The sequence below is a fragment of the Paraburkholderia polaris genome, from assembly GCF_012927345.1.
GTDB classification, from domain to species: domain Bacteria; phylum Pseudomonadota; class Gammaproteobacteria; order Burkholderiales; family Burkholderiaceae; genus Paraburkholderia; species Paraburkholderia polaris.
In genome coordinates this window covers 59028-84470 of the sequence record NZ_JABBGJ010000001.1, presented here as the reverse complement: position 1 = coordinate 84470, position 25443 = coordinate 59028, and the positions used below count along the sequence as shown (strand labels likewise).

At 61.8% G+C, this 25443-nt stretch carries 15 protein-coding genes and 3 pseudogenes; 8 read left to right on the top strand and 10 right to left on the bottom strand.

Features of this window, described 5'->3' with window-relative positions; translation table 11 throughout:
• Positions 1–527: 527 nt before the first annotated feature.
• Entirely contained in the window at positions 528–2390 is a 1863-nt protein-coding gene (gene ilvD / locus HHL24_RS00340) for a dihydroxy-acid dehydratase (protein WP_169483398.1), read from the bottom strand.
• 448 nt (positions 2391–2838) lie between these two features.
• Here ilvD and HHL24_RS00335 point away from each other — a divergent pair, with 448 nt between their 5' ends.
• A complete protein-coding gene (locus HHL24_RS00335; RefSeq protein WP_169483397.1) occupies positions 2839–4557 on the top strand; it encodes a hypothetical protein in 1719 nt (572 codons plus the stop codon).
• A gap of 12 nt (positions 4558–4569) precedes the next feature.
• A complete protein-coding gene (locus HHL24_RS00330) occupies positions 4570–5904 on the top strand; it encodes an MFS transporter (RefSeq protein ID WP_169483396.1) in 1335 nt (444 codons plus the stop codon).
• A gap of 8 nt (positions 5905–5912) precedes the next feature.
• On the opposite strand, the gene HHL24_RS00325 is transcribed toward HHL24_RS00330, so the two are convergent.
• Positions 5913–10382 (bottom strand): NACHT domain-containing protein, encoded by a 4470-nt coding sequence (locus HHL24_RS00325; RefSeq protein WP_169483395.1) that lies wholly within the window; start codon positions 10380–10382, stop codon positions 5913–5915.
• A gap of 80 nt (positions 10383–10462) precedes the next feature.
• On the opposite strand from HHL24_RS00325, the gene HHL24_RS00320 reads away from it, so the two are divergent.
• Both HHL24_RS00320 and HHL24_RS00315 read left to right on the top strand, forming a co-directional pair.
• On the top strand, positions 10463–11581 hold the full coding sequence (locus HHL24_RS00320) for an N-acyl amino acid synthase FeeM domain-containing protein (RefSeq protein WP_230417277.1): 1119 nt from the start codon (positions 10463–10465) through the stop codon (positions 11579–11581).
• A gap of 130 nt (positions 11582–11711) precedes the next feature.
• Complete coding sequence (locus HHL24_RS00315) at positions 11712–14657, top strand: putative bifunctional diguanylate cyclase/phosphodiesterase (RefSeq protein ID WP_169483394.1); 2946 nt, start codon at positions 11712–11714, stop codon at positions 14655–14657.
• Positions 14658–14701: 44 nt separating this feature from the next.
• Here the strand turns inward: HHL24_RS00315 and HHL24_RS00310 are convergent, their stop codons facing one another.
• The 3 genes and pseudogenes from HHL24_RS00310 to HHL24_RS00300 all read right to left on the bottom strand — a co-directional run.
• Entirely contained in the window at positions 14702–15907 is a 1206-nt protein-coding gene (locus tag HHL24_RS00310; RefSeq protein WP_206002650.1) for an oligosaccharide flippase family protein, read from the bottom strand.
• A 289-nt stretch (positions 15908–16196) separates the two neighbouring features.
• Entirely contained in the window at positions 16197–18122 is a 1926-nt protein-coding gene (locus tag HHL24_RS00305) for a potassium transporter Kup (protein WP_169483392.1), read from the bottom strand.
• Between the two features lie 534 nt (positions 18123–18656).
• Positions 18657–19001 (bottom strand): annotated as a pseudogene (locus HHL24_RS00300) (MFS transporter); the annotation flags it as partial.
• An 11-nt stretch (positions 19002–19012) separates the two neighbouring features.
• Here HHL24_RS00300 and HHL24_RS00295 point away from each other — a divergent pair.
• Positions 19013–19225: pseudogene (locus HHL24_RS00295) on the top strand (LysR substrate-binding domain-containing protein); the annotation flags it as partial.
• Between the two features lie 143 nt (positions 19226–19368).
• On the opposite strand, the gene HHL24_RS43550 reads toward HHL24_RS00295, so the two are convergent.
• On the bottom strand, positions 19369–20175 hold the full coding sequence (locus HHL24_RS43550) for a 2OG-Fe(II) oxygenase (RefSeq protein WP_206002649.1): 807 nt from the start codon (positions 20173–20175) through the stop codon (positions 19369–19371).
• A 191-nt stretch (positions 20176–20366) separates the two neighbouring features.
• Between HHL24_RS43550 and HHL24_RS00285 the strand changes: the two genes are divergently transcribed.
• The 3 genes from HHL24_RS00285 to HHL24_RS00275 all read left to right on the top strand — a co-directional run bounded on the left by HHL24_RS00285 (position 20367) and on the right by HHL24_RS00275 (position 23667).
• Entirely contained in the window at positions 20367–22040 is a 1674-nt protein-coding gene (locus HHL24_RS00285) for an FAD-dependent oxidoreductase (protein ID WP_169483390.1), read from the top strand.
• Entirely contained in the window at positions 22024–22344 is a 321-nt protein-coding gene (locus tag HHL24_RS00280; RefSeq protein ID WP_329606558.1) for a cache domain-containing protein, read from the top strand. Before HHL24_RS00285 ends, HHL24_RS00280 begins: the two co-directional genes overlap by 17 nt.
• Positions 22345–22629: 285 nt before the next feature.
• The gene (locus tag HHL24_RS00275) at positions 22630–23667 is read left to right on the top strand and encodes a methyl-accepting chemotaxis protein (protein WP_169483389.1); all 1038 of its coding nucleotides are present in this window, start codon (positions 22630–22632) and stop codon (positions 23665–23667) included.
• Positions 23668–23722: 55 nt separating this feature from the next.
• Here HHL24_RS00275 and HHL24_RS00270 read toward each other — a convergent pair whose 3' ends face one another.
• The 4 genes and pseudogenes from HHL24_RS00270 to HHL24_RS00255 all read right to left on the bottom strand — a co-directional run bounded on the left by HHL24_RS00270 (position 23723) and on the right by HHL24_RS00255 (position 25256).
• Complete coding sequence (locus HHL24_RS00270; protein WP_169483566.1) at positions 23723–23881, bottom strand: hypothetical protein; 159 nt, start codon at positions 23879–23881, stop codon at positions 23723–23725.
• A gap of 6 nt (positions 23882–23887) precedes the next feature.
• Positions 23888–24035, bottom strand: a pseudogene (locus tag HHL24_RS43780) (beta-ketoacyl-ACP reductase); the annotation flags it as partial.
• Between the two features lie 154 nt (positions 24036–24189).
• The gene (locus HHL24_RS00260) at positions 24190–24759 is read right to left on the bottom strand and encodes a phasin family protein (RefSeq protein WP_169483388.1); all 570 of its coding nucleotides are present in this window, start codon (positions 24757–24759) and stop codon (positions 24190–24192) included.
• Between the two features lie 299 nt (positions 24760–25058).
• Complete coding sequence (locus HHL24_RS00255; protein ID WP_169483387.1) at positions 25059–25256, bottom strand: hypothetical protein; 198 nt, start codon at positions 25254–25256, stop codon at positions 25059–25061.
• Between the last annotated feature and the right edge of the window lie 187 nt (positions 25257–25443).

Here is a 25443-nt window from a genome sequence, read left to right as displayed (position 1 = left end):
TCAGATTGTTAGCGGCGTCGCGAACGGACCAGACTGGCCATCCACGGGGGATTCAAACAATGCACCACCACCTTTTCGAAAGCGAACTCGTTCATTTAGAACGCGTGATCGCATGCGCGCCACAAAAACCTTTTCCGCCGACATACTGGCGAGATCGCGTCGAACATCTAAAAAATTGTCCGCAAGCACCCCTGTACCGCTACCGCATTGCCCGCCTGTCCGGCCTTGTCGCCGAACTTAGCGGGTAACCCCAACCTTCGATACTTCCCGGTGAACGGGGCACATGGCAATGATGGAACGCACCGTTGGAATGATAAGTTTGGAGCGTGACGTTCCGGAGCATTTGCCAGCTTACCCACCCGATGCGGGGGGTATCGGGGCGGCCCGCACTCATTGCGAGGGCGTGGCCGTCCGCGGCTGTCGCTGGTCGACGCCTGTAGGCCGATCAGCACCGCGACCGATAGGCCTTACTCGGCCTATCGATCTCTTTGGCCCTGATCGCCTTGGCGCGACAGAGCCGTTCTGCTTCACTTGCGCTTAAGTTGCGAGAGATCCCGTACCGCGCCACGGTCGGCCGAGGTCGCCAGCGCCGCGTAGGCCTGCAACGCTTGCGACACCACGCGCTCACGACCCACCGGCATCCAGGCATTGTCGCCGCGTGCCTCCATGGCTTCGCGACGGCGTGCCAATTCCGCGTCCGACACCACCAGGTGCATCTTGCGCGTAGGAATGTCGATCTCGATCACATCACCGTCTTCCACCAGGCCGATCGTGCCGCCTTCGGCCGCTTCCGGCGAAGCATGCCCGATCACCAGCCCTGACGAACCGCCGGAGAAGCGGCCATCGGTAAACAGCGCGCAGGTCTTGCCCAAGCCCTTGGATTTCAGATACGACGTGGGGTAAAGCATTTCCTGCATGCCCGGGCCGCCCTTCGGGCCTTCGTAACGGATCACGACCACGTCGCCCGCCACCACCTTGTCGCCCAGAATGGCTTCGACGGCGTCGTCCTGGCTCTCGAAGACGCGCGCGCGCCCGGAGAAAATCCATTGCGATTCGTCGACACCGGCGGTCTTGACGATGCAACCCTTCTCCGCGAGGTTGCCGTAGAGCACGGCGAGGCCGCCGTCTTTCGAATACGCGTCCTGCTTGCTGCGGATACAACCGGTCTTGCGGTCGGTATCCAGCGACGCGAACGTGGCTTCCTGGCTGAACGCGACGGTAGTCGGAATGCCGCCCGGGGCCGCGCGGAAAAATTTCTGCGCTTCTTCGCCCGCGCCGCCAGCGACGTCCCATTTCGCAATGGCATTGTCCAGCGTGCCGCTATGCACGTTGCCGCACGACAGGTCGAGCAGATCCGCGCGGGCCAGTTCACCGAGAATGCCGAGAATGCCGCCGGCACGATGCACGTCTTCGATATGGTATTTGTCGGTTGCGGGCGCCGCTTTGCATAGGCACGGCACTTTGCGCGAGATGCGATCGATGTCGGACATCGTGAAATCGACACCGGCTTCCTGCGCCGCTGCCAGCAGATGCAGCACGGTATTGGTCGAACCGCCCATGGCCACGTCGAGCGCCATGGCGTTCTCGAATGCCTGCTTGCTGGCGATGCTGCGCGGCAGGACCGACGCGTCTTCTTCCTGATAGTAGCGGCGGCACAGGTCCACCACCAGGCGCCCGGCCTGTTCGAACAGGCCCTTGCGCCATGCATGCGTGGCGACGATCGTGCCGTTGCCCGGCAACGCGAGGCCGATGGCCTCGGTCAGGCAGTTCATCGAGTTCGCGGTGAACATGCCCGAACAGGAACCGCACGTCGGGCAGGCGCTGCGCTCGATTTCGGCTACTTCCGCGTCGCTGACCTTCGGGTCGGCCGCCTTGATCATCGCGTCGATCAGGTCGATCTTGGCGATCACCTGGCCGTCGGTCGGCGATTTGACCTTGCCCGCTTCCATCGGACCGCCGGAGACGAACACAACGGGGATGTTCAGGCGCATGGCGGCCATCAGCATGCCCGGGGTGATCTTGTCGCAATTGGAGATGCAGACCATGGCGTCGGCACAGTGCGCGTTGACCATGTATTCCACCGAGTCGGCAATCAGCTCGCGCGAGGGCAGCGAATACAGCATGCCGCCGTGTCCCATGGCGATGCCGTCGTCCACTGCGATGGTGTTGAATTCTTTAGCTACGCCGCCGGCCGCTTCGATTTCCTTCGCGACCAGCGCACCCAGGTCGCGCAGATGCACATGGCCCGGCACGAACTGGGTGAACGAGTTCACCACCGCAATAATGGGCTTGCCGAAATCACCGTCCTTCATTCCGGTGGCGCGCCACAAGGCGCGGGCGCCGGCCATGTTGCGGCCATGGGTCGAAGTTCGTGATCGATAATCAGGCATCTGTGTCCTCAGGTATTGGGGTAATTGAAATTAGAATTGCGCCCGGTTCAGCCACTGCACGGTTGAAAACAGTGCCGGCGCGCCGATGGCCCGTAGGCGGTGGCGCGCGATAGCGGGGCGGCGTTTGCTGGGAAAGTACGAATAATGCGAGAGCACCGGTAAGACGTCCAATATATTTTTCCGGCGCAATTAGGTCGCAAAAGATATTAATTGACAGTGGCCAAGGCAAGAAAAGGGCTGTGATGCTGTCCTGACACGATAGCTACTGCAATTCGAACTGCGCGGAAACCGTAGTTAATGACGCTGATCGATCCACAGTCCCGGCGCCCCGGCAGCGCTGCGCGGTGCGCCGAACGCGCGCGCGATGGCGGCGCTTGCGCAATGCCGATCGATGTCCTACCGTCGTTAAACGGTCAAAAGCACGCGGTCAAAAGCAAGGACATGAATCATGGCAGGCGCATGGTCGGGGATTGCCGGGCAGGTGCTTGCGGATCATGAGATTCATCTGTTCTATGAATTCGATCTCCCGGAGCCGCCGCCCCCTCCGCAGGGGTGGTGGGCCCGCTTCTGGTCGCCAGACACGGAACCCCCGACGATCTGTCCGTCAACGCCGCTCGCCGCCCTGGCGGACGTCGCCCTCTCTGGTTTGCCACCCGATCAATTCGCCGCGTTGAGCCGCCGTTATGCGAACGAATGCGTCTGGAAAAAAGCCCCCGGCGATGTCGGCAGCGACTTCTATCCCCATGTCAGAGATCTGGCGTGCGGCGGCGAGGCGGTGCCGCTGCGCGCCACCCGCTGCAAACTCAGCGTCCATGCGCAGCGTCTGATTGACTCCGCCGACCTGTACGAAGAAAGCGTGCCGCCCGAGCAGCGCCTGCGCAAGCGCATCGCGCTGACCTGGCGCGGGCGTGAATTGGCCCGGCTTGAAGCGCACGGCGTCGCAGCCAGGCCGCTGACCCTCACGCTCGACGCGGTGAACCTGTATGTGTTTCCGTCGACCCTCAAGCAGCTGATGTCGGTGCGCGTAGTCGCGTCGCCGCTGGGCGGCGGTGCGCTCACGCCCCTCGAACTACTCGAGGTCCTGGTGGCGCTCACGCATGCGCACAAACTCCGTTGGGTGGAGCGGCAAGGCACGCCGCTCGACGCGCCGGCGTTTTCGCTCGACCAGCTGGTGCGCAGCCTGATCGGCGCCGGCAAGCCCGCTGACACGCGGCGCCTGCGCAGCTACACCTACGCCCGCTTCGCCACGCCGATGACACATGCGGATGCCGATCACTTCGGTCTCTACCTCGCTCGCCACTACACGACCGATTACGTCGTGGACGCGCAGCTTGCCGGCATTGAGCGCGTACGGACGTTCGAGACGGTGGGGCATACGGTGTCGCTGGAAGGCAGCGCGACCATCGTCGCGCCCGCACCGGGCGCGGGTGAATTGCCGTCGTTCCTGCTCGACTATAAGAGCAATACGCTGCGCCAGCACTATGTGCCGATTGCGCTGCTGGCGACCCATGAATTGGGCTTTCTGGTGGATCGCACGCACCGCTCGGTGATGCCACATCACATCGACGACATCCGTTCCGAGGAGACCATCGAAAAGTTCGCTGAGCTGCGCCGGGACGCGCTACTGTTTCGCGACTGGTTCCGCTTCACGCAGGTCAGCCACATCAGCATGCACAACGAGTTGAACCGGGCATTTCGCCGCGCGCTCGGTCTCGATCAGATGTTCCGCGAATTCACCGACGACGTGAACGACATCGACGCCTACCTGCGCACGGAGAGCGAGTTGCGCCGCGCGTATAGCGCGCGCAAGCTCACCGCCGTCGGTGCCGGAGCGTTTGCCGGGCTGACCGCGCTGACGATCGCACGCGAGCTAATCAAAGGCTTCGCGCAGTTGCTGGGCCACTTCACGTTCGAAGGCAAGGCCGATCTGATCGGCGCGGTGTTCGGTATTGCGGTGTTCGCTTTGGTGTTCTGGCGCACGTACCGGCGTGTCTCCAGCCATCACGCGCGCAGCCACGGCCGCGACGAAGCCACCGAGCAGGAAAAACAGGAAGAGCAGGAAGAACAGGAAGACCGCGCCAAAGACGCCCTGCTCGATCAGATGCTGCAGAGTTCGGAAGAGCGCGCGTCCGCGTCGAGCGCCGCCGATCTGGTGCGGCGACCCTGAACGGCGGCGCAGATGAGCCTCTCCAGCGCCGCGCCCGTTACCCGCACCGTGTCGTCGGCGCGGCGCTTTTCGACGCTCACCCATGTGCAGCTCGCCGCATTGTGGTTTGCGCTGTTTGCGCAGTGGATGACCGTCGTGCCGGTGATCGTGCCGGACCAGATTGCCCGCTTGCTCGGACCGAACGCCGCGCTCAAGGAAGGCGTGAGCGGCAGCGTGATCGCGGCCGGTGCGGCGATGGCGCTGGTCGTCGCGCCGCTGGCGGGCGCGTTATCAGACCGTTGCGTGGCGCCAGGCGGAAGGCGGCGGCCGTTTATCGTGACGGGCATGCTCGGCACCTGCGTCGCGCTCGCGCTGCTCGCGCCGTTCGACTCGGCCGGCACCGTGCTGCTCTATACGCTTGCGTTTCTGCATCTGCAGTTCTGGTGGAACTGGGCTGCCGGCGCGTATGCCGGTCTGGTGCCGGATGTCGTGCCTCCGGGCGAGCGTACTCGAGCCAGCGCGTGGCTGAATGTGATGACGGTGCTGGGCAGCGTGACCGGCAACGCCGTGCTGCTCGCGCTCTATAAACCGGGCCATCTTGGCGCGGCGCTTGGAGCATTCATCGCGATTGCACTCGTCTGTCTGTATTTCACCGTGCGCGGCAAGCGCGAACCGACGCCCGTTGCTGCGCACGAACCGATCGCATGGCGCGCGTTCGTCAGGTCGTTCTATCTCGACCCGCATGCGCATGCGAACTTCTACTGGGTGCTGGTGACGCGGCTCTTCGCGAACATGGGCATCTGGTCGATCTTCACCTTCATGCTGTTCTATCTGCAAGACGCCATCGGCCTGCATCATCCGGTTGACGTGCTAAACGCGCTGCTCGGCGCCGGTGCGGTGCTGGCGATTCCGGCCAGCGTTTGGGGCGCGCGGCTGGCGGATCGGCACGGCGTGGTCGCGATTGTCCGGGTGACGAGCTGGATCATGGCCGGCGCGGCGGTCGGATACGTGCTGCTCGCGCTGCATCCGGCACTGGTGCTGGTGGTGCCGGTCGCGCTCGTGTTCAGCGCCGCGTACGGCGCTTATCAGTCGGTCGACTGGGCGCTCGCACTCGAAGTACTGCCGACCGGCTCATCGGCCGGCAAGGACATGGGCATCTGGCATATTTCGATGGTGCTGCCGCAGATCCTCGGGCCCGCGGGTACCGGCTGGATGCTCTCGTGGGTCAAGGGTTTTGCGGGCGCGGGGCCTGCCTATGTGGTCGCGTTTGCGATTGCCGCCGCGTGGTTCGTGCTGGCGGCGTGGCTGGTGTCGCGGGTGCGGCTTGCGCCGGGCGCGGCTGTTGCGGTTGCCGCCGCTGGCGATTGATCCTGCTTTCAGGGAGAACTGGCGGGCCCCATCGCCACCCGCGCGGCGCGGCGTCGCCAGCCGCGTGCTGCAAGCGTGGCGGCCTCGATATCGTCGAATGACAGTGGCCCGGCCGGCACCTCGTGCGTACGGGTCGCGTCGCCGCCGAAGAACACGCGCATCAGTGCCACCACGGTTTGCCGCACGCCGGTCGAAAAATCCTCGATTGAATCTCCGGTTGCCAGGCTGCCGACAAAGTACTTGATGACGGTCCGGCGCAGCCGCGGCTCGCCGACATACACCCATGCGGTAAATCGATTCACATCGACCTGCATGGGAAACAACCGGCTCTGCATGACGATATCGTCCGACTGCAGCGCACGCGCCTCGCGGATCACTGATTCGCCGACGCCATGCGCGGCGCACACGGCGCGCAGCGTCGCCGGGCTGCGCGCCAGCATCGCGGCGAATACCTTCAGCGTGCACACGCGCCATAGCGGCCCGAGAAAGCGCGACTGACCGGTCAGCAGAAACTCGATCATACGGCGGCCCAGCCGGATCTCCGGGCAATAGCAGACTTTGTACAGTACGTCGCCGAACGCGGCGCATGCGGCGGCATCGCCCGCACTTTCGACATGGTCCAACAGCTGCCGCACGATGGGCTCGAAGGTCGGCCACAGCGCCTCCACGTCGAGATCGGCAATGCAGAAGATGATCGACCAGTCGCAGTCGAGCCGCTCTCTCAGCATCAGTGGCACGATGCGCTCGTGCATCAGCTTCAGGCAGGCCTGCGCCCGCGCCGGATCGCTATACGACAGATTGAGCAGCAGCAGGTTGCCGAAGAAGCGGACCGCGTCGGTACGCCGCTCGAGCAATGTCATCACGAACGCTTCGGTCTCCGGCCAGTCGTGCCTGAGCAGCACGCTCGGCAGCGCCAGCACGGCGTTATAGCCGACGATGCTCATCACGCGATAGTCGAGCATACGCAGCATCAAATCGTGAAACGGCGTGCCCGGCTCGAGCGTCAATTGGCCGAACTCACCGTTATGCAACTGGATCGCGTAAGGCAGGAATTCGCGCAGCAGGTCGTGCTGAACCACGCCGTCGCGCGCGACGTAGAACTCGCGATTGCCGCTTTCCTCCATGTAGCCGATGAAGCGATGCCATTGCGACACACCAAAACTCTCGGCCCGCGCATAGAGGATCTGGCGGAACAGCGTGCGGGCTTTCGCCTTCAGACTCGCACCGTGATCCGCGCCGAACAGCAGATCGGCGACCGACGCATATTTGGCGCGAAACAACTGCCGCAACGCGGCGACGCGCTCAGCGTGATCGAACGACGCCATCAGCGAAAACACCGTGAATTGCAGCATGAAACGGAATTGCCGCCGCGCGCTCGCCAGCTTGAGCACACTGCCGGCGGTGAACGCGTCGATCACCGTATCGAGGTAAGCGATGACCGCCGCATGATCTTCGAGCAGATGCACGGTAAACACGTCCGCGAGACGCTCCAGAACTTCGCGGTCGCGCTCCGCATCGCAGGCTTCGATCAGTGCGCGCGCCGCGGCGGGCGGCAGCGCGGGCCAGAAATCGACGAAGCTGCTCACGAGGCGCAAGCGCAACGCGGGCGTGCCTTGCGCAAAGATCGGCTCGTACACCTGTGGCGCCGGCAGCGCGCCGCGCAAGATCAACGTGGATAGCATCGATACCAGTTGCACTTGCAACGCGGCCGACTCGTGCGCGACGATCCGCTCGAGCAGCGGCATCATGGGGGCGAGCTTGCCTTCGTGCAAATCAATCAGGTTGCGCTGTAGCCAGTGGTCGAGCGCGCCGGTCAGCACCGGCGCATCGATCGCGTGTGCGGCGATCGATGCCATCGTCGCGACTAGTGCGTCAAGCCGTGCCGGATCGGCGAGCGCCTCGACGTCCAACCAGCCGAGAATACTTTGCTGATAGGCGGCCGATAGCCAGTACTGCGTGTACTGATCATGAAAAAAACGGAAAGCGCGGCCGACGATGCGCTTGCCGTTCGGATCGCGCTGCGGCGTCTCGCTGCGCTCGATCAGGCCGACGCCGAGCGCCAGATCGAGTATGCAAAGTACGCCGCTGCGCCGCACATACGCTTGCAGTGCGGGGTTTTTGTCCACTTCGTCGACCGGCACTGCGTCGCGGCTGGCGGCGCCGTCCTTGCGCGAGCCTGGGGCCGTCAGGCGCGCATAGATCATCTCGGCGAGCAGCCTGCAGAACTTGTCGAGCTTTTCCGGCGCGGTTTCCCGATCGAGCACGTCATCGACCGGTACGAGCACCAGGGCCGCGTCTTTCTTGCGCTCAGTCAGGCGGTCGAACAGCGTGTAGTAGTCGAGATCGGCGGGAATCGAGACGCCGGGCGCGGCCTCGCCGGGCCTGTCGTTGGCATAGGCTTGCGCGACCAGCGCCATCAGCAGAGGCTGCGCAATCAACTCGCGCACCGCGTCGGACAACGCGTCGAACGAGGCGGGCAGCAAGCGATAGTGCTGCTGGTAATGCTCATAAAGTGTGCGCCTCAGCGCCACACTGTCGAAGGCGTGCAGGTGCAGCGGCGCACCGTCTTCGAGTAGAAAAACGCTGGCATCGAGCGTCCTTCTGCGCTGCTCGGCATAGCGATTCCACGTCTCGCTGCGGCAACTCGCGATCACTTTGCAGCGGCGCAGCGCAGGATCGGTCTGCACCGTATCGATCAGATCGTCGAGCAGAGCGAGCGCGCCTTGCTTGCCGCTGTATTCGTTCACCGCATCGATGAAGATCAGCAGTGTCTCGTCGTACTCGTCCAGAAATTCGTGCAGGTCGGCGAGCGTCCTCCAGTCGGCGGACACCTTCGCGAGCACGCTGTTGGCCAGCGTGTCGCGAAACAACGCCGTATCGAACTGCCTGCCGGCCAGAAAAATCGCGAGACCGCCGGCGCGCAGGCTCGCCAGATAGTGATGAATCAGCAGATTCGACTTGCCGCAGCCCGAGTCGCCGATCACCAGCAGCCCACGCCGGTCGGAGCCGAAGAAGGTCAGCAGTTGGCCGCCGTTTTGCGGTTCGACGAATAATGCGGGATCGTAGGCCATGCGAGACGCGTCGGGCAACGTCATCTGCAGCGGCGTGAGCGCGCCGCGTTCGTCATAAAGCGAGGTCGGCAGAAGATCGCTCAAATGATGTTTGGCGATGCTCCACAGCACGCTGCGCATTTGGGCGACGCTGACGCCCGAGCCGGTACGAATCACGATCTGCGCGGTCAGTTCGCCGGTGCGCGACTTGAAGCTTTCGATCTTGTCGAGCAGCGAGCGTCCCTGTGGATTGTCGACGCCGAGTGGCAGGTTGCGTTGCGCCGTGCCGCTCAACTCCCGAAACAGCAACTGGCTGAGCGGCGCAAGATACTGCTGCAGCGCGAACAGCATTTGCCTCGGGCCGCCTGGTGCTTCACGCGGGCGCTCGGAGATCAGAAACGGCGTGAGATCGAGATAATCCGCATGGCCGAGCGGCGCAGTGTTCGCAGCGCTCTGTCTGGCGATCAGATAAAGCTGCAACTCCTCAAATGCGTATTCGCTGGATTGCGGCTCGGTCACCACCTCGCGCTGAATTTCCAGCGGACCCTCGAGCCCGGAGAAATCCAGCACCGTGGCCTTGATGCGATCCTCACCGACCTGCAGGTTCAGCACATAGCCGATGGAATACGCCTCGCACACCGGCAGCAGCGTGCCGAGCATGTCCAGAAAGCACACGCTGGTGAGGCGGATGACCGGTTCGATCAGGTCGGGCGCGCGGCTCTGAATGCCGTCGTGAATCACGCGATTGCGGATTCGCTGGATCAGCCTCAGGTTCTCGTCGAAACGCTCGGGGAACACGCCTGAAAAACCGTTCGGATGACTGGCCGCAAGCGGAGCGAAAAAAAACTCACTGCCTAGCTGACGGCTGCGCGACAGGCGGCGAAACACGAGCAGCAGGAAGATCACCAGCTCCAGTTGGTCGGCTTCACGGCGGCGCGCGTCGCCGATTTTTTCGTAGAAGGTTTTGTAGAAAAAGAGCGCCCTACCCAGTTGGTGCGCTGCATGTTGGCGGAGCGTGTCGTCGTCGATGCGACGCAGCATCGCAATCAGGATGAAGGGCAGGAAATGGACAATTTGCCGCCAGCAGTCCCAGATGCTGAGGAAGACCTCCTGAAAGCTTTTTGAAACCTGGGCCGCCAGCAGTTCGCGCTTTAACGACGATTCGCCTGTTGCTGCTTCCCACGCGCGACAGTTCGCGTTCAGCGTGTCCATTGCAACGGACCAGTCCGACACCTTGCGGGCGAACGGCGTCGGAAAAGCGGCGCACAGTTGCGCGAGGCGCGCGTCGTCGACGGCAGAAACCGGCTCGCGCGGCCGGAACTTTACGCTACGAAACACCGGTTCAAAATGATGCGCCGTCTTTTTGATGTCGTCATCGTCCGAAGCTAGCAACCGCGCGTGCAGTGACTCGAAGTCGATCGGGTTCATCGCGTGGACAAGAAGAGGTAAGCCGCGTGTCGGCGACAGCAGGCCAAAACCGAGTATAGGTAGCTAACACGCCGCGCGATGTGGTGCTTTTCCCGGATGAGCGCGCCGGGCCACAAGTTTCGCGCTTTCGCCCGTGTCCGCCCGGCGTCCGCCGGGTATCGATTCAATCTTCCCTCAAACGCACTTTTGCGCTCGCCGCCTCAGTCAGAAAGGCGGTTCGAGGTCTCTGGCGCAAATTCTTTTCGGATTCCAAAAACTTTCTCCTCAAACCCGGCTCTCCGAATTTTCCCGGCTGTGCATATCACCGTGTTTGCGTTCATGAGAATCTAGTTTGTCGCGTTAGGCGCGTCTCTGCCGCGTCGACACAGCGACGCTTTTTTTTCTCACTCACCTACGGGGTTGAAATGGACCGCATCGATTCAGTCGTTTTGACGCAAAATACGGGTTATGCGCCGCTCGAAGAACGCTTTAATCTGAGCACCGTAAAGAAAACGGAAAGGTTGCCGTTTACGATAAAGGTGGTAAGTAACCTGGCTGACCTCGACAAGGCCGTCGAGATGCGCCGCGCCGCCTATCGGCGCCACTTGCCGGAATTTGCCGAGACCATGGGCGTCGAGGCGTTGGATGGCGCGCCCGGCACGGTCGTGCTACTCGCGCAGTCGCGGCTGGATGGCGGCCCGCTCGGCACCATGCGGGTCCAGACGAACGCATTCGGTCCGCTTGCCGTCGAACAATCGGTCCGCCTGCCGGACTGGCTGGGCCAGGCGCGCCTCGCCGAGGCGACGCGGCTCGGCGTCGCGCGCGGTGCAATCGGCCGGACGGTGAAGGTGGCGCTGTGCAAGGCGTTTTTTATGTATTGCGCGCAGAACGGGGTCGACTGGATGTTAATTACGGCGCGTTCACCGCTCGATCGGGAATACGAAGCGATGCTGTTCGGCGATGTATATGGCCAGAACGAATTCCTGCCGATGGCGCACGTTGGCGGGATGCCCCATCGGGTGATGGCGAAACCGGTTGCTTTGGTCCGTCAGCGCTGGTCGAAGGTCAACCATCCGTTCCTGGGATTCTTTTTTGAAACGGATCACCCCGATATCGACGTCAGCGTTGCGTCGAAGCAGGGTGAAACCGGCCACGGCGCTGAGTGCGGCGACCTGCCGGGCAGCGCCTTAGGCCGTCCGCGGTCGCTGAGCGAAGCGTAAAGCAAGATGCCCGCCCGAAGGAATTCGGGCGGGCAAGAAGTCGGTGGCGTCAGCGCAGTCGTGCTTTCGCTGCTGACCATCGCAGCATCACAATGAAATCGAGAATGAAGTCATTGGGGAAGGGCAGCAAATGACAAGCGTTAAGTGGGCGTTTCGGGACCGACTGACCGGCTGGGCTTTCCAGCGGTTCTCAGTATACGTGGCGCCATTTGTGATCGTGCTTGGCAGCGTCGCGGTCATGCTCTGGGCGCCGCGCCAATTCGATACCACGGGGACGGTCCCGCTTAGCTTTCCCGTGCTTGCGGATCCGTCGGCGACGCTGTCGCCCGCCATCGCCATCGCCCGCCTGCGCGACACTGCGCCCACTGCACGTTACAGCACCCATCTCGCGGAAACGCCATTCTGGTTCATGCTCACCGCGCCTGTCCTGGCGAGTGAAGGCGCCACGTTCATCGACCTGCCGTCGCGGCACGCGCAGACGCTATCCTGCTGGCGGACGGCCCCCGTTTTGACGCTGCTCGGCACGGGCGACCGCCATGGCACGAGCGGCGAGATGAGCTTCAACAAGGCCGGCTTTGCGCTCAGGCTCGACGAGCATGCTCCCCCTGCGCAGATTCTGTGCCGAGGCACCTTCTCCGGACCCGCGTATATCGCCGCTTCTGCATCGAGCGAAGAAAAGCTCGAGATATCAACCCTTGATTTTCAACAGGGCGCATCGCTGATCACCGGCGGCCTGCTGACGCTCGCGATCTTCGTGTTTGTTACGGCAATCATCAATCGCGAGTGGACTTACGTGATCTTTGCCGCCTGGCTCGTCGGCAACCTCCGGTTAAGCGCCAACGCGTTGGGCTTCGATACCGAATGGTTGGGCCGGCTCATCCCGCCCGACCATATCGCGTTTTTGCGGGAATTCACGTTCGCGTCCTACTACGTGCTGACCACGACGCTCTTTGTGGAGCTCTTTCGCCGCGAGCTGAAAGCAATCGGCCTGCGCTGGAGCCTGCATGCCGTGCGGTATGGCGGCTGCCTGCTGATGGCCGCCGCATTCACGCTGAGTTACGCGCACTTCATTCCGGTGCTGTGGGCAAGCGCCAGCTTCTGCATACTGGTGCTGACCTACTTCCTCGCGCAGTTGGTAGTCAAGGCGCGTTCGCGCACCGTGCTCTGGTATGTCGCGTCAATGGCCATCGTGCTATTCGCGACACTGTCCGAAGTACTCGCCGCCGCGCTCGGTGTGAAAGCGCTGGCGGGCGCGCTGAGCCCCGTGGTGACGGCGCTGTCGTCGAGCATGCTGTGTGCGTTCGCGATTGCGGAACGCATGCGCGAAGAGCGCGAGCGCCGCCGGCAAATGCAGATCGAGCTGCGCAATACCTATGACGTCACGCCGATCGGCCTCTTCACGCTGAACGGGGAAAGCTGCTTCGTCCGTGCCAATCCGGCGCTGCACTCGATGCTGGGCCTGTCTCATCAGCACCAGGGCACGTATCGCTGGGCCGACTATTTTGCCCCGGGCGCCGAGCGCGCCCTTGGTGAACTGCTGGAGCGCGAAGACTCGGCGTCGATCGAAATCGAGGGCGCAGCCGGCACGAAGACAGACGCGCGGCGCTATTCGCTGCGGGCGATTCGCGCGAACGGCTTCATCGAAGGTTCGCTCGAGGACGTGACGGACCGCTCGAAAGCGGTCGAGCGGCTGCACTTTTTAGCCGAGCACGACCCCCTCACCGGTCTCCTGAACCGTCGCGGCATCGAGCATGCAATCGGCCGGCAAAGCGGCGAAAGCGGCCCGTGGGCACTCGCGTATCTCGATCTCGACCGGTTTAAGCTGCTCAACGACCTGTTCGGCCACGGGACCGGCGACGAAATACTGCGGCATGTCGCGGCGCGCCTCGTCGAGCGTCTCGGCCCTCACGTACAGATCGGGCGCATTGGCGGTGACGAATTCGTGTGCGTGCTCGCGAACATGGCGATCGACGATGCAATCGCGCGCTGCCGTGAACTCGTCATGGCGTTGAACTCCGCACCGTTTCATGTCGACACACGAGCGTTCCAGGTCAGGGGGTCGATCGGCGTAGTTGAGTGCTCGCAAGGTGAACGGGTCCTGGACGCCCTTGCCTATGCCGACCGCGCGTGTCGCGCCGCGAAACGCGGCGGCAATGCGCGGCTCGTCGCACTGCGCAAGGGTGCGCCGGCGTTCGAGGAGCGCGCCGCCGAGATCAATCTGATCGAGGCGCTGGGACAGAGCCGGCTGCCCGAAGGACTGTTCCTCGTGATGCAACCGATCATGTCGATGCGCGCACCGGCAGAAGCGCTCGACTTCGAGGTGCTGCTGCGTCTGCGCATGCCGGACGGCTCGGTGGCGACCGCCGCGAAGCTGATCGCCGCCGCCGAGGACTCCGGCACCATCATCGCGATCGACCGCTGGGTGCTCACGACGACCCTCGCATGGCTCAGCGAGAACCGCGCGTCGCTCTCCAACACCTGCTTCGTGTGCGTGAACCTGAGCGGTGGTTCGCTCAACGACGAACACTTCCTCGACGAGCTGTTCGCGCTGTTCTCGCGTCACGAGGACATCATCCATTACCTGTGCATCGAAATCACCGAAAGCATCGCGCTGCACGATCTCGAGCACACAGAGCGCTTCATCGCGCGCGTGCACGACATGGGCGCAAAGATCGCGATCGACGATTTCGGCGCCGGTCAGACATCGTTACGTTACCTGAAGAAGCTGTCGGCCGATGCACTCAAGATCGACGGCGAGTTTGTGCGCACGATGTGTAACCATCCGGCCGACATCGCAATCGTCGAGGCGATCATTACGCTCGCACGCAATCTCGGCATGCGTAGCATCGCCGAATGGGTCGAAGACTTCGAGACCTTGCGCGCGCTGAAGGAACTAGGCGTCGACTACGTGCAGGGCTTCGCGATCGCGAGACCGCAAGAGGCCAAGGACATTCTCGCGGCCTCCTCCGCCGCGAGCTTCGTGACTAACGCCGAACTCGCACGCTATCTGAAAGCACAGCAGACGCTGCACCGCAGCGCAGGTGACGAGCACATGGAGCGCGAAAGCGCGGTCTGACGCGAGTCACCGCGCTCCGGCCGCCATAAGGCTGAGTATCAACCTTATGGCGTCCACTTTTCGCGGACCGGATCGTCATGCCGCCTCAAGGTTCGGTAGAGCATCCACATGGCTGCCGAGCCCATGCCGACCGTCATCGACCATGCGATGCCCGTCACGCCCCAGTAGTGCGTCGCGGGCGGCACGATCGCGAACAGAATGACCATCTGTATCAGCGACGCGTGCGTCGTCGCCTTCGCATCGCCGACCGCGCGCAAGTAGGCGACGAGCACCGCGATCAATGCACCGATCGCCATGTTGATGACGAAAATCTTGAAGAGCGGGACCGCCGACATCCAGGCGGCACCGAGAATCAACGCGAAGAGCGGCTCCGCAGTGCTCCGCAGCAGCACGACGAACATCGTGAGGCCTCCGGCGACGACAACCAGGTACAGTTTGACAAGCCGCGCCGCCACGCGCGCGTCGTGCCGGTGTTGCGCGGAAAACGTCGGAAAAAGGTATTGCCCCATTGCAAACGCTGCGTCCGTCAGCAACATCTGCGCGAGCTTTGACGACATCTGATACGCGCCCAGTTGCGCCGGCCCGAGCAGTTTCCCGACAACAATCTTGTCGAACTGGTTGAGCAGTAGATTCACGACGCTCCCCGCCCAGATCCAGCGGCTGAAGCCAAGGTAATGGCCGATCCCCGACCAGGCGGGTCGAAGCGGCGGCCGCGGCGTCATCGTCGCCCACGTGAGGGTGCTTTTCAGCGTATCGCCGACGATCATGCCGACTAGCAAGGAGTAAGCTCCCGCACCGCCAAACGCGAACGTGAGGCCAATGCAGCAATCAACAAACGCCGCAGCCATTTCGATCCCCGCGATGTGCTGAAAGCCGCGGTTGCGCTGAACCACAAAGTAAGCGGGCGATGCAACACCGCGAATCAGAGGCAGCACTGCCGCAAGCTGTAACAGCGCGAGGGCATTGCCGAGGTGAAACTGGCTGTTCATCACCGGCGCGAGTGCGATCAGCAGCAGCGCGACCAGCACGCCGCGTGTCGCGAGTGTTGTCCAGACGGCCGAGAGTTCTGAGCGGGTCGGTGCATTGCCCCCCTGGATGACCGCCTGCGGGAGACCCGTGTCGGAAAGGGATTCCGCGATCGCGACCGCGAGTAGCGCGATGCTGACGCTCCCGATCGCAGACGGCCCGAGAATGCGGCCGAGCGCGAGGAACTTCACCGCGACGAGACCGCGCACAACAAGCTGCTGCATCAGTACCCAAGTGGGAGCACTCGGCCCGAGGCCCGCTCGCACTGAGAATGCCGCCCCCCTAACCGGTCTCACTCCACCCCTCCCTGGTCGCTTACTTCCCTGGATGGCTTGCTTTTAAGCGATCAGGGCTGATGCGACGTCGATCGAATGTGAATCATCGGCTCAAGAAGAACTGTGCGGCACTGAACGTCGCGCTGCAGATAGGTTCCCGCGGTGCCGCGCCGGCCTCCCTTCTGGCGCAACGACCGCAAGTCATTAAAAATTCCCAACATGCAGCGGCCGGGCGTTGTCAGATTTCCACGCGCGCGCCCAACTCGATCACCCGATTGGCTGGTAGCTTGAGATAGGCCGCGACGTTACCGACGTTGTGCAGCATGACCGAGAACAGGCGCTCGCGCCACATCGCCATGCCGCTGTCACGCGTGGGCACCAAGGTCGCGCGGCTGAGGAAATAGGAAGTCTCCGTGGGCTCGAAGGTAAGACCATACGCCTCGCAAGTTTTGAGTGCGCACGGCAGATCGACCTCGTCCATGAAGCCATACGTGATCGTGATCTGATAGCAGTCCGAATCTAGCGGGTGCACGGTCACACGCTCACTCGCAGGAACCCAGGGTATCTCCTCACTGTTCACTGTCACGAAAACAACGCGTTTGTGCAGCACGCCGTTGTGCATCAGATTGTTTATTAACGAATGCGGCACGCTATCAGGATCGGGCGACAAAAAGATCGCCGTCCCGCCGACCCTGATCGGCGAGCGGGCCAGCAGCGTCGTCAGATAGGACTTGAGCGGCATCGTCCCGGCCCTGACGCGCGCTTCGGCACGCATTATTTCCCAGCCTCGCCCCCAGGTCGCCATGATCGTGTAGATAATCAGCCCGATCAGAAGCGGGAACCAGCCGCCCTGCACTATCTTCAGCAAGTTCGCGGAGAAGAACGCTGCGTCGATCACGAAGAAGAATACGGTCGCAAACACGCATAACAGCCAGTTGTAATGCCACGCGTAGCGAATCACGAAGAACGTCAGGATCGTCGTGATCAGCATCGTGCCGGTGACGGCGATGCCGTACGCGGCACCGAGCGCCGCAGATGACCCGAAGCCGATCACAGCGGCCACGACGGCAGCCAATAACGTCCAGTTGATTCCTGGCACGTAGATTTGCCCCATTTCCCTTTCCGACGTGTAGATGACACTCATGCGCGGCAGGAAGCCGAGTTGCATCGCCTGCTTGGTCATCGAATACGTACCCGAAATGACTGCCTGGGATGCAATGACGGTCGCGACCGTCGACAGTACGATCATCGGATACAGCGCCCATAAGGGGAACAGCTTGTAGAACGGATTCTGCAGCGCCCCCGGATCGGCAAGCAGCAACGCGCCCTGCCCCAGATAGTTCAAGGCGAGCGCGGGAAACACCAGGCCGAACCACGTCAGCCGGATCGGCCTCGCGCCGAAATGTCCCATGTCGGCATACAGCGCTTCCGCGCCCGTCAACGACAAAACGACCGCGCCCAGCGCAACGAACGCAAGCAATCGGTGATGGAGGCAAAATGCAAGCCCCGTGAGTGGATTGAGCGCAACCAGAATCGCGGGCGCCCGCATCACGTTGATGACCCCCACCACGGCAAGCACAAGGAACCAGAGCACCATCACCGGTCCGAACACGATGCCGATACCGGCTGTGCCGCGCTTCTGCATCAGGAACAGTGTGACCAGCGCAGCCAGCGTCACCGGAATCACGCAGGTCTTGAGAAACGGCGCCGCGACCTCCAGGCCTTCGACCGCGCTCAGCACCGAGATCGCCGGCGTAATCACACTGTCGCCGTAGAAGAGCGCCGCGCCCATGATGCCGACACCCAGCAGCGTCTGGCGCAATCGCGGCCGCGCAGCGACCGACGACGCGGCCAGCGCCAGCAGTGCCATGATGCCGCCCTCGCCATGATTATTCGCGCGGAGAATCAGCGTGACGTACTTGAGCGAGACGACGACGATCAGCGACCAGACGATCAGCGAGACGATGCCGACCACATTCAGCGCATTGAGCGACAGACCGTTGGCTGGATCGAACACTGTCTGCAGCGTATACAGCGGGCTGGTGCCGATGTCGCCATACACCACGCCCAGAGCAGCAAGCGCGAGTGCAGGCATCGCCGGCCGGTGATGCCCATGCCCGCTGGAATGGCCCGCATCGGGCACGGCGGATACTGACGAGCCCATGTCTCACTCCAATTTAGCGTTCTCGCAGTGCAACACACGGGTAGGCCGCTGCGGCTGCGGAACGGATTCATGCTTTTATCAGGCCTCGTTTGTTTCGAGGAGTCGCCTGCGCCCCCATACAACAGCCGGCATCGCCGAAGCAACATCCCTGCGTTGAACGCACATCCCTTTGGCCAACCTGCTGAACGCGACGCCGAATTCTTCTGATGTTTTGCGTACCCTGTCTTCGTCAGACGTGACTTGTCTCCTTGCCTGAAGGACAACAGGGTGCTACCAATTCAACATATACCATTGGCCACTGCGTATAGAAGGAATTGCGCATCATGTCCGACAGCAGGTGTCCGGAAAGGGCAGACTGATCAGACGACAACTCATGCGTGTTCTCGATCATTCGTCATCACGCGCGCGCGCCTCTCGCGATTCGCAGACGAATCGTCGTCGGCGCGAGTGCGCCCAAGAATCACGAACACCGCAATTGCGCACAGCAGCGTAACGACAGTCAAACCCCCGAGCAAAAGACTGAACGCGTCGGTGTACGCCCTGCATAGCGCGCAGCAGATCGACAACCAGGATCGACGGCGCGAAGCCGAGCAGCAGCGAGACCAGCGTGAATCCGCTTACACCAATCGCAAATAAACGCTTGCGCCCAAACCTGTCCGCGAGTGCCCCCGCCGCCATCAGCAGGCTGCCAAAGGTCAACATGAATGCATTCGTGATCCAGTTCAACTCGACCGGGCCACCAGCGAGTTCCCGGCCGATCGCGGGCGTTGCCAGCGCACCAGCCGAGAAACTGAGCGGCAACGCGAGCGCAGCGAGACAAACGGCGGTGAAAATTGCGACTGGCCGCCCCAATGAAACGGAAAAAAAAGTTTTGCTCATCGACGCTCCCCAGAGAGGCTGTCATCGCGGGTTTTGGCATTGGGTACCTGCCGGACTTTCTGGGACGCGACGCGCTCGCGACGGGCATGCTCACGACCTTGCTCGACGAGCATTGGATCGCCCCAGGACAGTTCTCGATCCTGTGGCCATCGAGTCGGCAGTTGTCGTCGAAGCTTAGGGTGTTCGTCGATTTCATGTGCGCGAAACTGTTTAGGGTTCCGTAAAGGGACGGCTCATGACGCTGGCCAACCTGATCGGCCATGAACTCGCTGAAGGAGCGCCCCATGCTCCAGCGGACATGGGTCGCCATTCGCCCCCGAAAGGAGGCGCGATCATGGACGTAAATCATCGCTGCGGACGCCTCGGCTTACACCCGTTGCCTCATCCAGCACGCGATGCTCATGCGATCGCGCGTCGCGGGCAGCACCTCGTGTTCAAACTGTGCAGAGAGAAACAACAGCAGCGTTCCGGCGCGCGGAAAGACGTCGTGATATGCCTGATCGGCAAGGTAGAGCCGCAGTGCGCCACCCTCGGCGTCCTGCCACGCTTCGTTGAGGTAGAACACGGCGGAAATCACGCGGCTGTCATTATTACGCAGGCAGTCGAGGTGGCGTGCGTATCCGGCACCTGGCCGATACACCGCGTAGTGTGATTCGCTATCGACCAGCCCTAGAAGCAGTTCGCGGTTGAGCGCGTTCTGTAGCGCTTCGATGCGATCGGCGAACGCCTGCTGCCGCGTGCTCAGCGCGTCGGGTTGGAACCATCGCGTACTATCGCCGCGCAAAAGCGTGGCCGCGCGGTTGGCCCCCACACGGGCCGGTGTCAGCAACTGGGCTGCGTACATCGCCATGCATTCGGTCGCTAATGCCTGTGTCTGGGTCTGTGACAAAAAGTTCGACACGACACACCAGCCATTGACGGCGAGCGCGCTTGTCACGATGTCGAATTCGCCGGATCGGGAATTCGTCGAGACATCGATTGCCTCGTCGGGAGCGGCGTCGCCGATCCGGCAATCATCCAGCAATTCGATTTCCGCTTCAATCAGGGGGTGTTCCAGAAACGCATCCCTTTTTATTTGTTCTTCCGCTGGCGGCTCGATCGAGTACTCGCACCGGCCTGCTACCAGCTGGTCAAAACCATCAAGCGTTGGTGGGGTCGCGTCAAACGCGGGCATTGACACACGCCGGACCCAGGAGGAAAAGCCGGGTCGAGGTAGCCGATCTGTTGGGACAACGGCGCAGTCTACACGAGTCGGACAAACCGACCGTTGATGCTCGATCTTGGGTCGCAACCAGAGGTAACATATCCACACTGGACGCAGCAGTTCTACGACAAGGATCGCGTCTTGACTTGATGGAGCTCGCCATGAGCAACGACTCTTCAGGCAATCCCAACGAACTGTCGTCAGGCGGCAGCCGCTACCATCAGGTGTATCCCACGCTGGACGAAACGCAACTGGCGATATTGGAGCGATACGGCGAGCGGCGCAAGCTGAAAGCCAACGACATCCTCTATTCCGAAGGCGACCGGCATACGGGGATGTTCGCCATTCTTTCCGGAACGATCGAAGCGACCAGAGGGTCTGTTCAGGGCTCCCGATTCCTGGGCACGCATGGCCCCGGCAGTTTCACCGGCGAGGTTGGCACGCTCGCCGGCCGGGCTGCGGTGGCCACGACACGCGCCCTTTCGGATTGCGAGGTCATCGTCATCGATGAGGAATCCCTCCATGCGCTCGTGATTGCCGAAGCGGAGTTAAGCGAAACCATCATGCGCGCCTATATCTTGCGCCGGGTCGCTTTCATCCAGGGTCAACAAGTAGGTTTGATGGTGATTGGCAGTACATCGTCGCCGCCTACGCTACGTCTGCGCCACTTCTTGAGCCGCAACGGTCAACCTTCGGCCTACTTCGATATCGTCGAGCACGCCGAGGCCATAGAACTCCTGACGCGCTACGGTGCAGCGGAAACCGACATTCCGGTGGTGATCACGTTGCAAGGCGCTGTGCTGACGCAACCCAGCCACAGGGCCGTCGCAGATGCAATCGGCCTGAGTCCGGACAGGCTCAATGGCGAGCACTTCGACCTCGTTGTGGTGGGTGCGGGACCCGCAGGCCTCGCGGCCGCGGTTTATGCCGCATCGGAGGGACTGAAGGTGGCGGTTCTGGATGCCAAGGCGCCGGGCGGGCAGGCTGGCACCAGTTCGAAGATCGAGAATTACTTTGGTTTTCCGACTGGCATATCGGGGCAAGCGTTAGCTGGCCGCGGCCTGTCTCAATGCCGCAAGTTCGGCGCCGAGGTCGGCGTGCCCATCGAGGCGCTGACGATCGACTGCACGGACACCCAATCGTTTTACCTCGGCCTCGATCAAGACGAGTGCGTGTACGCTCGCGCTGTCGTCATTGCCACGGGCGCGCGCTATCGGAAGCCGGACCTTCCCCGTCTTGAGCATTTCGAGGGTCGCGGTATCTACTACAGCGCGACATTCATGGAGGCCGGCTTCTGCAACAATCAAGAGCTGATTGTAGTGGGCGGCGGGAATTCGGCCGGACAGGCTGCGGTATTCATGGCGAGGTTCGCGCGCCATGTCCACGTCGTTGTTCGCGGCGACGGACTCAGTGCAAGCATGTCGGCGTATTTGATCAGACGGATCAACGCGGCGGCCAACATCACGCTTCACACGAGCACACAGATCGTCGAATTATGCGGCGAGTCGAGACTTGAGGCGATCCGATGGAACCGGCAGGGGCAAATCGAACACAAGTCCATCCGGCACGTTTTCCTTTTTCTTGGAGCCCAGCCCAATACCCGATGGCTTGGCGATTGCGTCGCCCTGGACAAGGATGGGTTTGTGCTGACCGGTGCCGATACCGGCGACAAGTGGAAAGCAGATCGGCCGCCGCATGATCTCGAGACGAGCCGGCCTGGCATCTTTTCAGCCGGTGACGTGCGGAGTGGCTCCGTCAAGAGAGTGGCGGCTGCCGTGGGAGAGGGCGCAGCCGCCATTCAGGCCGTTCACCAATATCTTGCAAGCTGCGGGTGACGTCTGTCGAGCGTTACCCAATTCGTCCGCGATGCTGTCGGAGCGCAATGCGGCGGTACAAAGCGTAGTTGAATGCGCGTACGGCATCGTGGCCGACTACGCGAAGCTTGTCGATCGGCACGAGCTGACGCTCGATCAGGCGAAGCAACAGGCGATGGCGCGACTGTCCGTAATGCGCTATCCCGGCAATGGCTACATGATTATCACGACGGCGACGCCGGTCGTCATCATGCATCCGACGCTCGCGGATCTGCGCAACAAGGACGTCGTCAACGTGTTCCGGCTGGAAGGTGCGGTCGTCTGACGATGTGCCGGATTGCCGCCAAAGCGTTACGCGCGGGCGTTTCAGACAACCGCACTCAACGCTTGATATTTCATCAACAAACCGGGGCTGGCTGGATATGCCGTCCCTCGCCGCGATGCACGTACCCGGTGCGTCGCCGGTCACCGCATGTTCTGCCTGCACCATGAGATGCACCGCCAAACGTTTGCGGTGTGCATGACAGCGCCCGCGAAGCCTGCGGAATCAACCCGGCCCAATGTTTGCTCTTATGCAGGCACAACATTTTTCCAGCTACGGGGCAAGGCCATGTCGAATCCGCTCGAAATCGTCGAATTGACGCATCACGTCAGGAAGCTCGCGACGGGGAAAATCTCCGATATCAACGACATCAATCGCGAGACCACTTTCCTCGCACTCAATGCCTTGATCGAAGCGGCGCGCGCCGGCAATGCGGGTCGCGGCTTCGCGGTCGTGGCGAATCAGGTCAAGCATGTGTCCGCGCGGATCGGCGAAATCACTACGGTGCTCAATCGCGAGCTTGCCGGCTCGCTGACCAAGCTGACCGATCTCGGCGACAGCATGATCGAACGGCTGCGCTCACACGAGGGCCAGCGTTGTGCCGATCTCGCGCTGAACATGATCGACGTGATCGACCGCAATCTGTACGAGCGCTCATGCGATGTGCGCTGGTGGGCCACCGATTCCGCCGTGGTCGACTGCCTCGCCAATAAGAGTGCCGAAACTCGAGCGTATGCGTCGCGCCGTCTGTCGGTGATTCTGGACAGCTATACCGTGTACCGTGATTTATGGATCATCGACGCGGCGGGCAATGTGGTCGCGAACGGCCGGCCGGATATGTATGCGGTGCACGACCGCAATGTCGCTGACGCCAGCTGGTTTCGCGATGCGATGAAAACGCCTTCGGGCGCGGACTTTGTTGCGGGCGATATCGAGGCGCTGCCGCTTCTGAAGCACGCGCACGTCGCGACCTATGCGACGGCCATTCGTGAAAACGGCGCGGTCGACGGCAAGCCGCTTGGTGCGCTGGTGATTTTTTTCGATTGGGCGCCACAAGCGTCGGCCGTTGTTAAAGGCGTGCGGCTCACGGAGGAAGAATGGCGGCGCACGCGCTGCATGATCGTCAACGCATCGCACCGCGTGATTGCGAGTTCGGACGACAAAGGCGTGCTCGACGAACAGTTCCGTCTGAATACCAACGGCCGTCCGGCAGGCTTTTATCAACTGACTGATGGCCGCACCCTATCGTTCGCCGCCACCCCGGGCTACGAGAGCTATCGCGGCCTGGGGTGGTACGGCGTGATCGTGCAGTCACCGCCGCCTTAGACCTTTACCTCGACCGCCTGGTGTGGCGCAACAACAGCATAGCGAGCGCAGAAGCTCAATGCCGGGCGTTGCTCCAGTGCGGCCAGTAGTGATGGTGATCCAGCTGTCTGAGCCGCTTTCGACGCATCTGCTCCAGGTAATAATGAGTGGCGACGAACACGGGTGCCATCCCCAGCACAAACGAACCCACAACGATTGCCACTGCTTCATTCATCGGAACCTCCATTGGAGACCTATCCGCTTCACTGCAGGTATTGCCCGGCGAACACCTGACCACGAGCGCATGCCCAGCGTCATGCACGCTTGATGCTGATCGCTTCGCCAAGTCCGCCCATTCCACCCGTCACCACGACAATCTGCTTCGCCATCGAATCGTCCTCGTAAAAGCCAGCGTCATGCTCATCTGAAACAATACTGTATTCAGTCCAGCATGGGATACTGAAAGCCCCGCATCTCTGCTCCGTAAGGAATCCTTTATATACTGTAGAAGCGTCACCGCGGGCATTGCTGCCCGCGTCAGTTCTACCGCTTCGCGCCCGTGGCTACGAGAGCCTGATCGGCGTTGCTTCGCACGGCCTTTGACGCCGTGGCCGTGACTGCATCAAAATTACTCTCGACAGCCTGAACGGCCTGTTGCCCCGTTTTCTGCAGCGTTTCGTACAGCGTCGTAGTGGCAGCAATCGCGGATTTCCACGCAGCGATCGCTGCTTCGGAACCTGCGGGACTATTCTTCGCCGCTTCCTCGACGAGTGCCTGCACGCGATTGTTATACCGCTCGTACTGCGTCTGGGCGAGTTGCGTGACTTCAGTCTGAGTGGTTGACGCGATGTCGAACACCTGCCGGCTGTATGACAGCGACTTTTCCGCGAAGGGCCCGATGAAACCTGCTTGCAGCGCGAACCACTGCTGCGGCTCTGGCGTGCCGGGTACCTTCGTCAAGTTCTCCTGCGCCTCGGCCAGCGTGGACCTGATGACCTGCAGGTTCAGCGCGACCAGTTTTTCGACGCCTTCAAATACCTTCCCAGCCAACCCGAAGAACGCGTCGAAGTTGGCCTTCGCAACAGCAACCTGCTCGGGACTCGATAGAGTCATTGTTGAATTCCTTAAAATCCGCTCCGGCGCGCGAAACCCCAATTGAACGGGCGTGTTGCGGCGGATCGCGATGGTGGATAAATCGAAGCGCAGGGACGCCTGCCAGGCAGCACGCGTCGCGACGACTTCGAACGGTCATTACATCAACAGGCAGTAAAACTTGAACCCTAACGGGGACACTTCGTTCGCGACTGTTCTTCGGTGCACTCGCCGTGTGGATTAGTAGCGCCCGTGTCGAGCATCGGTGACGGCAAACGCCGCAATTTTATTCAGAGCTGTAAGGTGGACGTCGCAGATGTCTAGCGCACCCGGGCAAGCGCCTTGAGAATGGAATCGCCGTCGCTCGTGATCTGAGGACGTGAGCGTCCTGACGCGAGGTTTTCCAGAGATATAAGTTGCCGCTCGAACAGAGCGTCGAGCTCGGCGCGGTCCAGTTCAATCTGATCCGGTGCGTCCTTGATGAGCATTAAGGTCGCAAATTCATGGGGACTCAGCATATCGTCTCCTCGATTTAGTCTGTCATACGGGGGAGTATTAATTACCCTCTCAAGCGCAAGTGCCCGGCAAATATTTCTGCCGTCTCCGTAAAGCGATCATTCGAGAGATCGGATCACGGAGACGTCATCATAACCGCTCAATTTTCGAACGCAATATGCGAAATGCTTTTTTTAAACGGGCCGTTTC

Coding starts and splice junctions, on each gene's coding strand:
- ilvD (WP_169483398.1), bottom strand. CDS start 2,390: ATGCCTGATTATCGATCACGAACTTCGACCCATGGCCGCAACATGGCC.
- HHL24_RS00335 (WP_169483397.1), top strand. CDS start 2,839: ATGGCAGGCGCATGGTCGGGGATTGCCGGGCAGGTGCTTGCGGATCAT.
- HHL24_RS00330 (WP_169483396.1), top strand. CDS start 4,570: ATGAGCCTCTCCAGCGCCGCGCCCGTTACCCGCACCGTGTCGTCGGCG.
- HHL24_RS00325 (WP_169483395.1), bottom strand. CDS start 10,382: ATGAACCCGATCGACTTCGAGTCACTGCACGCGCGGTTGCTAGCTTCG.
- HHL24_RS00315 (WP_169483394.1), top strand. CDS start 11,712: ATGACAAGCGTTAAGTGGGCGTTTCGGGACCGACTGACCGGCTGGGCT.
- HHL24_RS00310 (WP_206002650.1), bottom strand. CDS start 15,907: ATGCAGCAGCTTGTTGTGCGCGGTCTCGTCGCGGTGAAGTTCCTCGCG.
- HHL24_RS00305 (WP_169483392.1), bottom strand. CDS start 18,122: ATGGGCTCGTCAGTATCCGCCGTGCCCGATGCGGGCCATTCCAGCGGG.
- HHL24_RS43550 (WP_206002649.1), bottom strand. CDS start 20,175: ATGCCCGCGTTTGACGCGACCCCACCAACGCTTGATGGTTTTGACCAG.
- HHL24_RS00285 (WP_169483390.1), top strand. CDS start 20,367: ATGAGCAACGACTCTTCAGGCAATCCCAACGAACTGTCGTCAGGCGGC.
- HHL24_RS00275 (WP_169483389.1), top strand. CDS start 22,630: ATGTCGAATCCGCTCGAAATCGTCGAATTGACGCATCACGTCAGGAAG.
- HHL24_RS00270 (WP_169483566.1), bottom strand. CDS start 23,881: ATGAATGAAGCAGTGGCAATCGTTGTGGGTTCGTTTGTGCTGGGGATG.
- HHL24_RS00260 (WP_169483388.1), bottom strand. CDS start 24,759: ATGACTCTATCGAGTCCCGAGCAGGTTGCTGTTGCGAAGGCCAACTTC.
- HHL24_RS00255 (WP_169483387.1), bottom strand. CDS start 25,256: ATGCTGAGTCCCCATGAATTTGCGACCTTAATGCTCATCAAGGACGCA.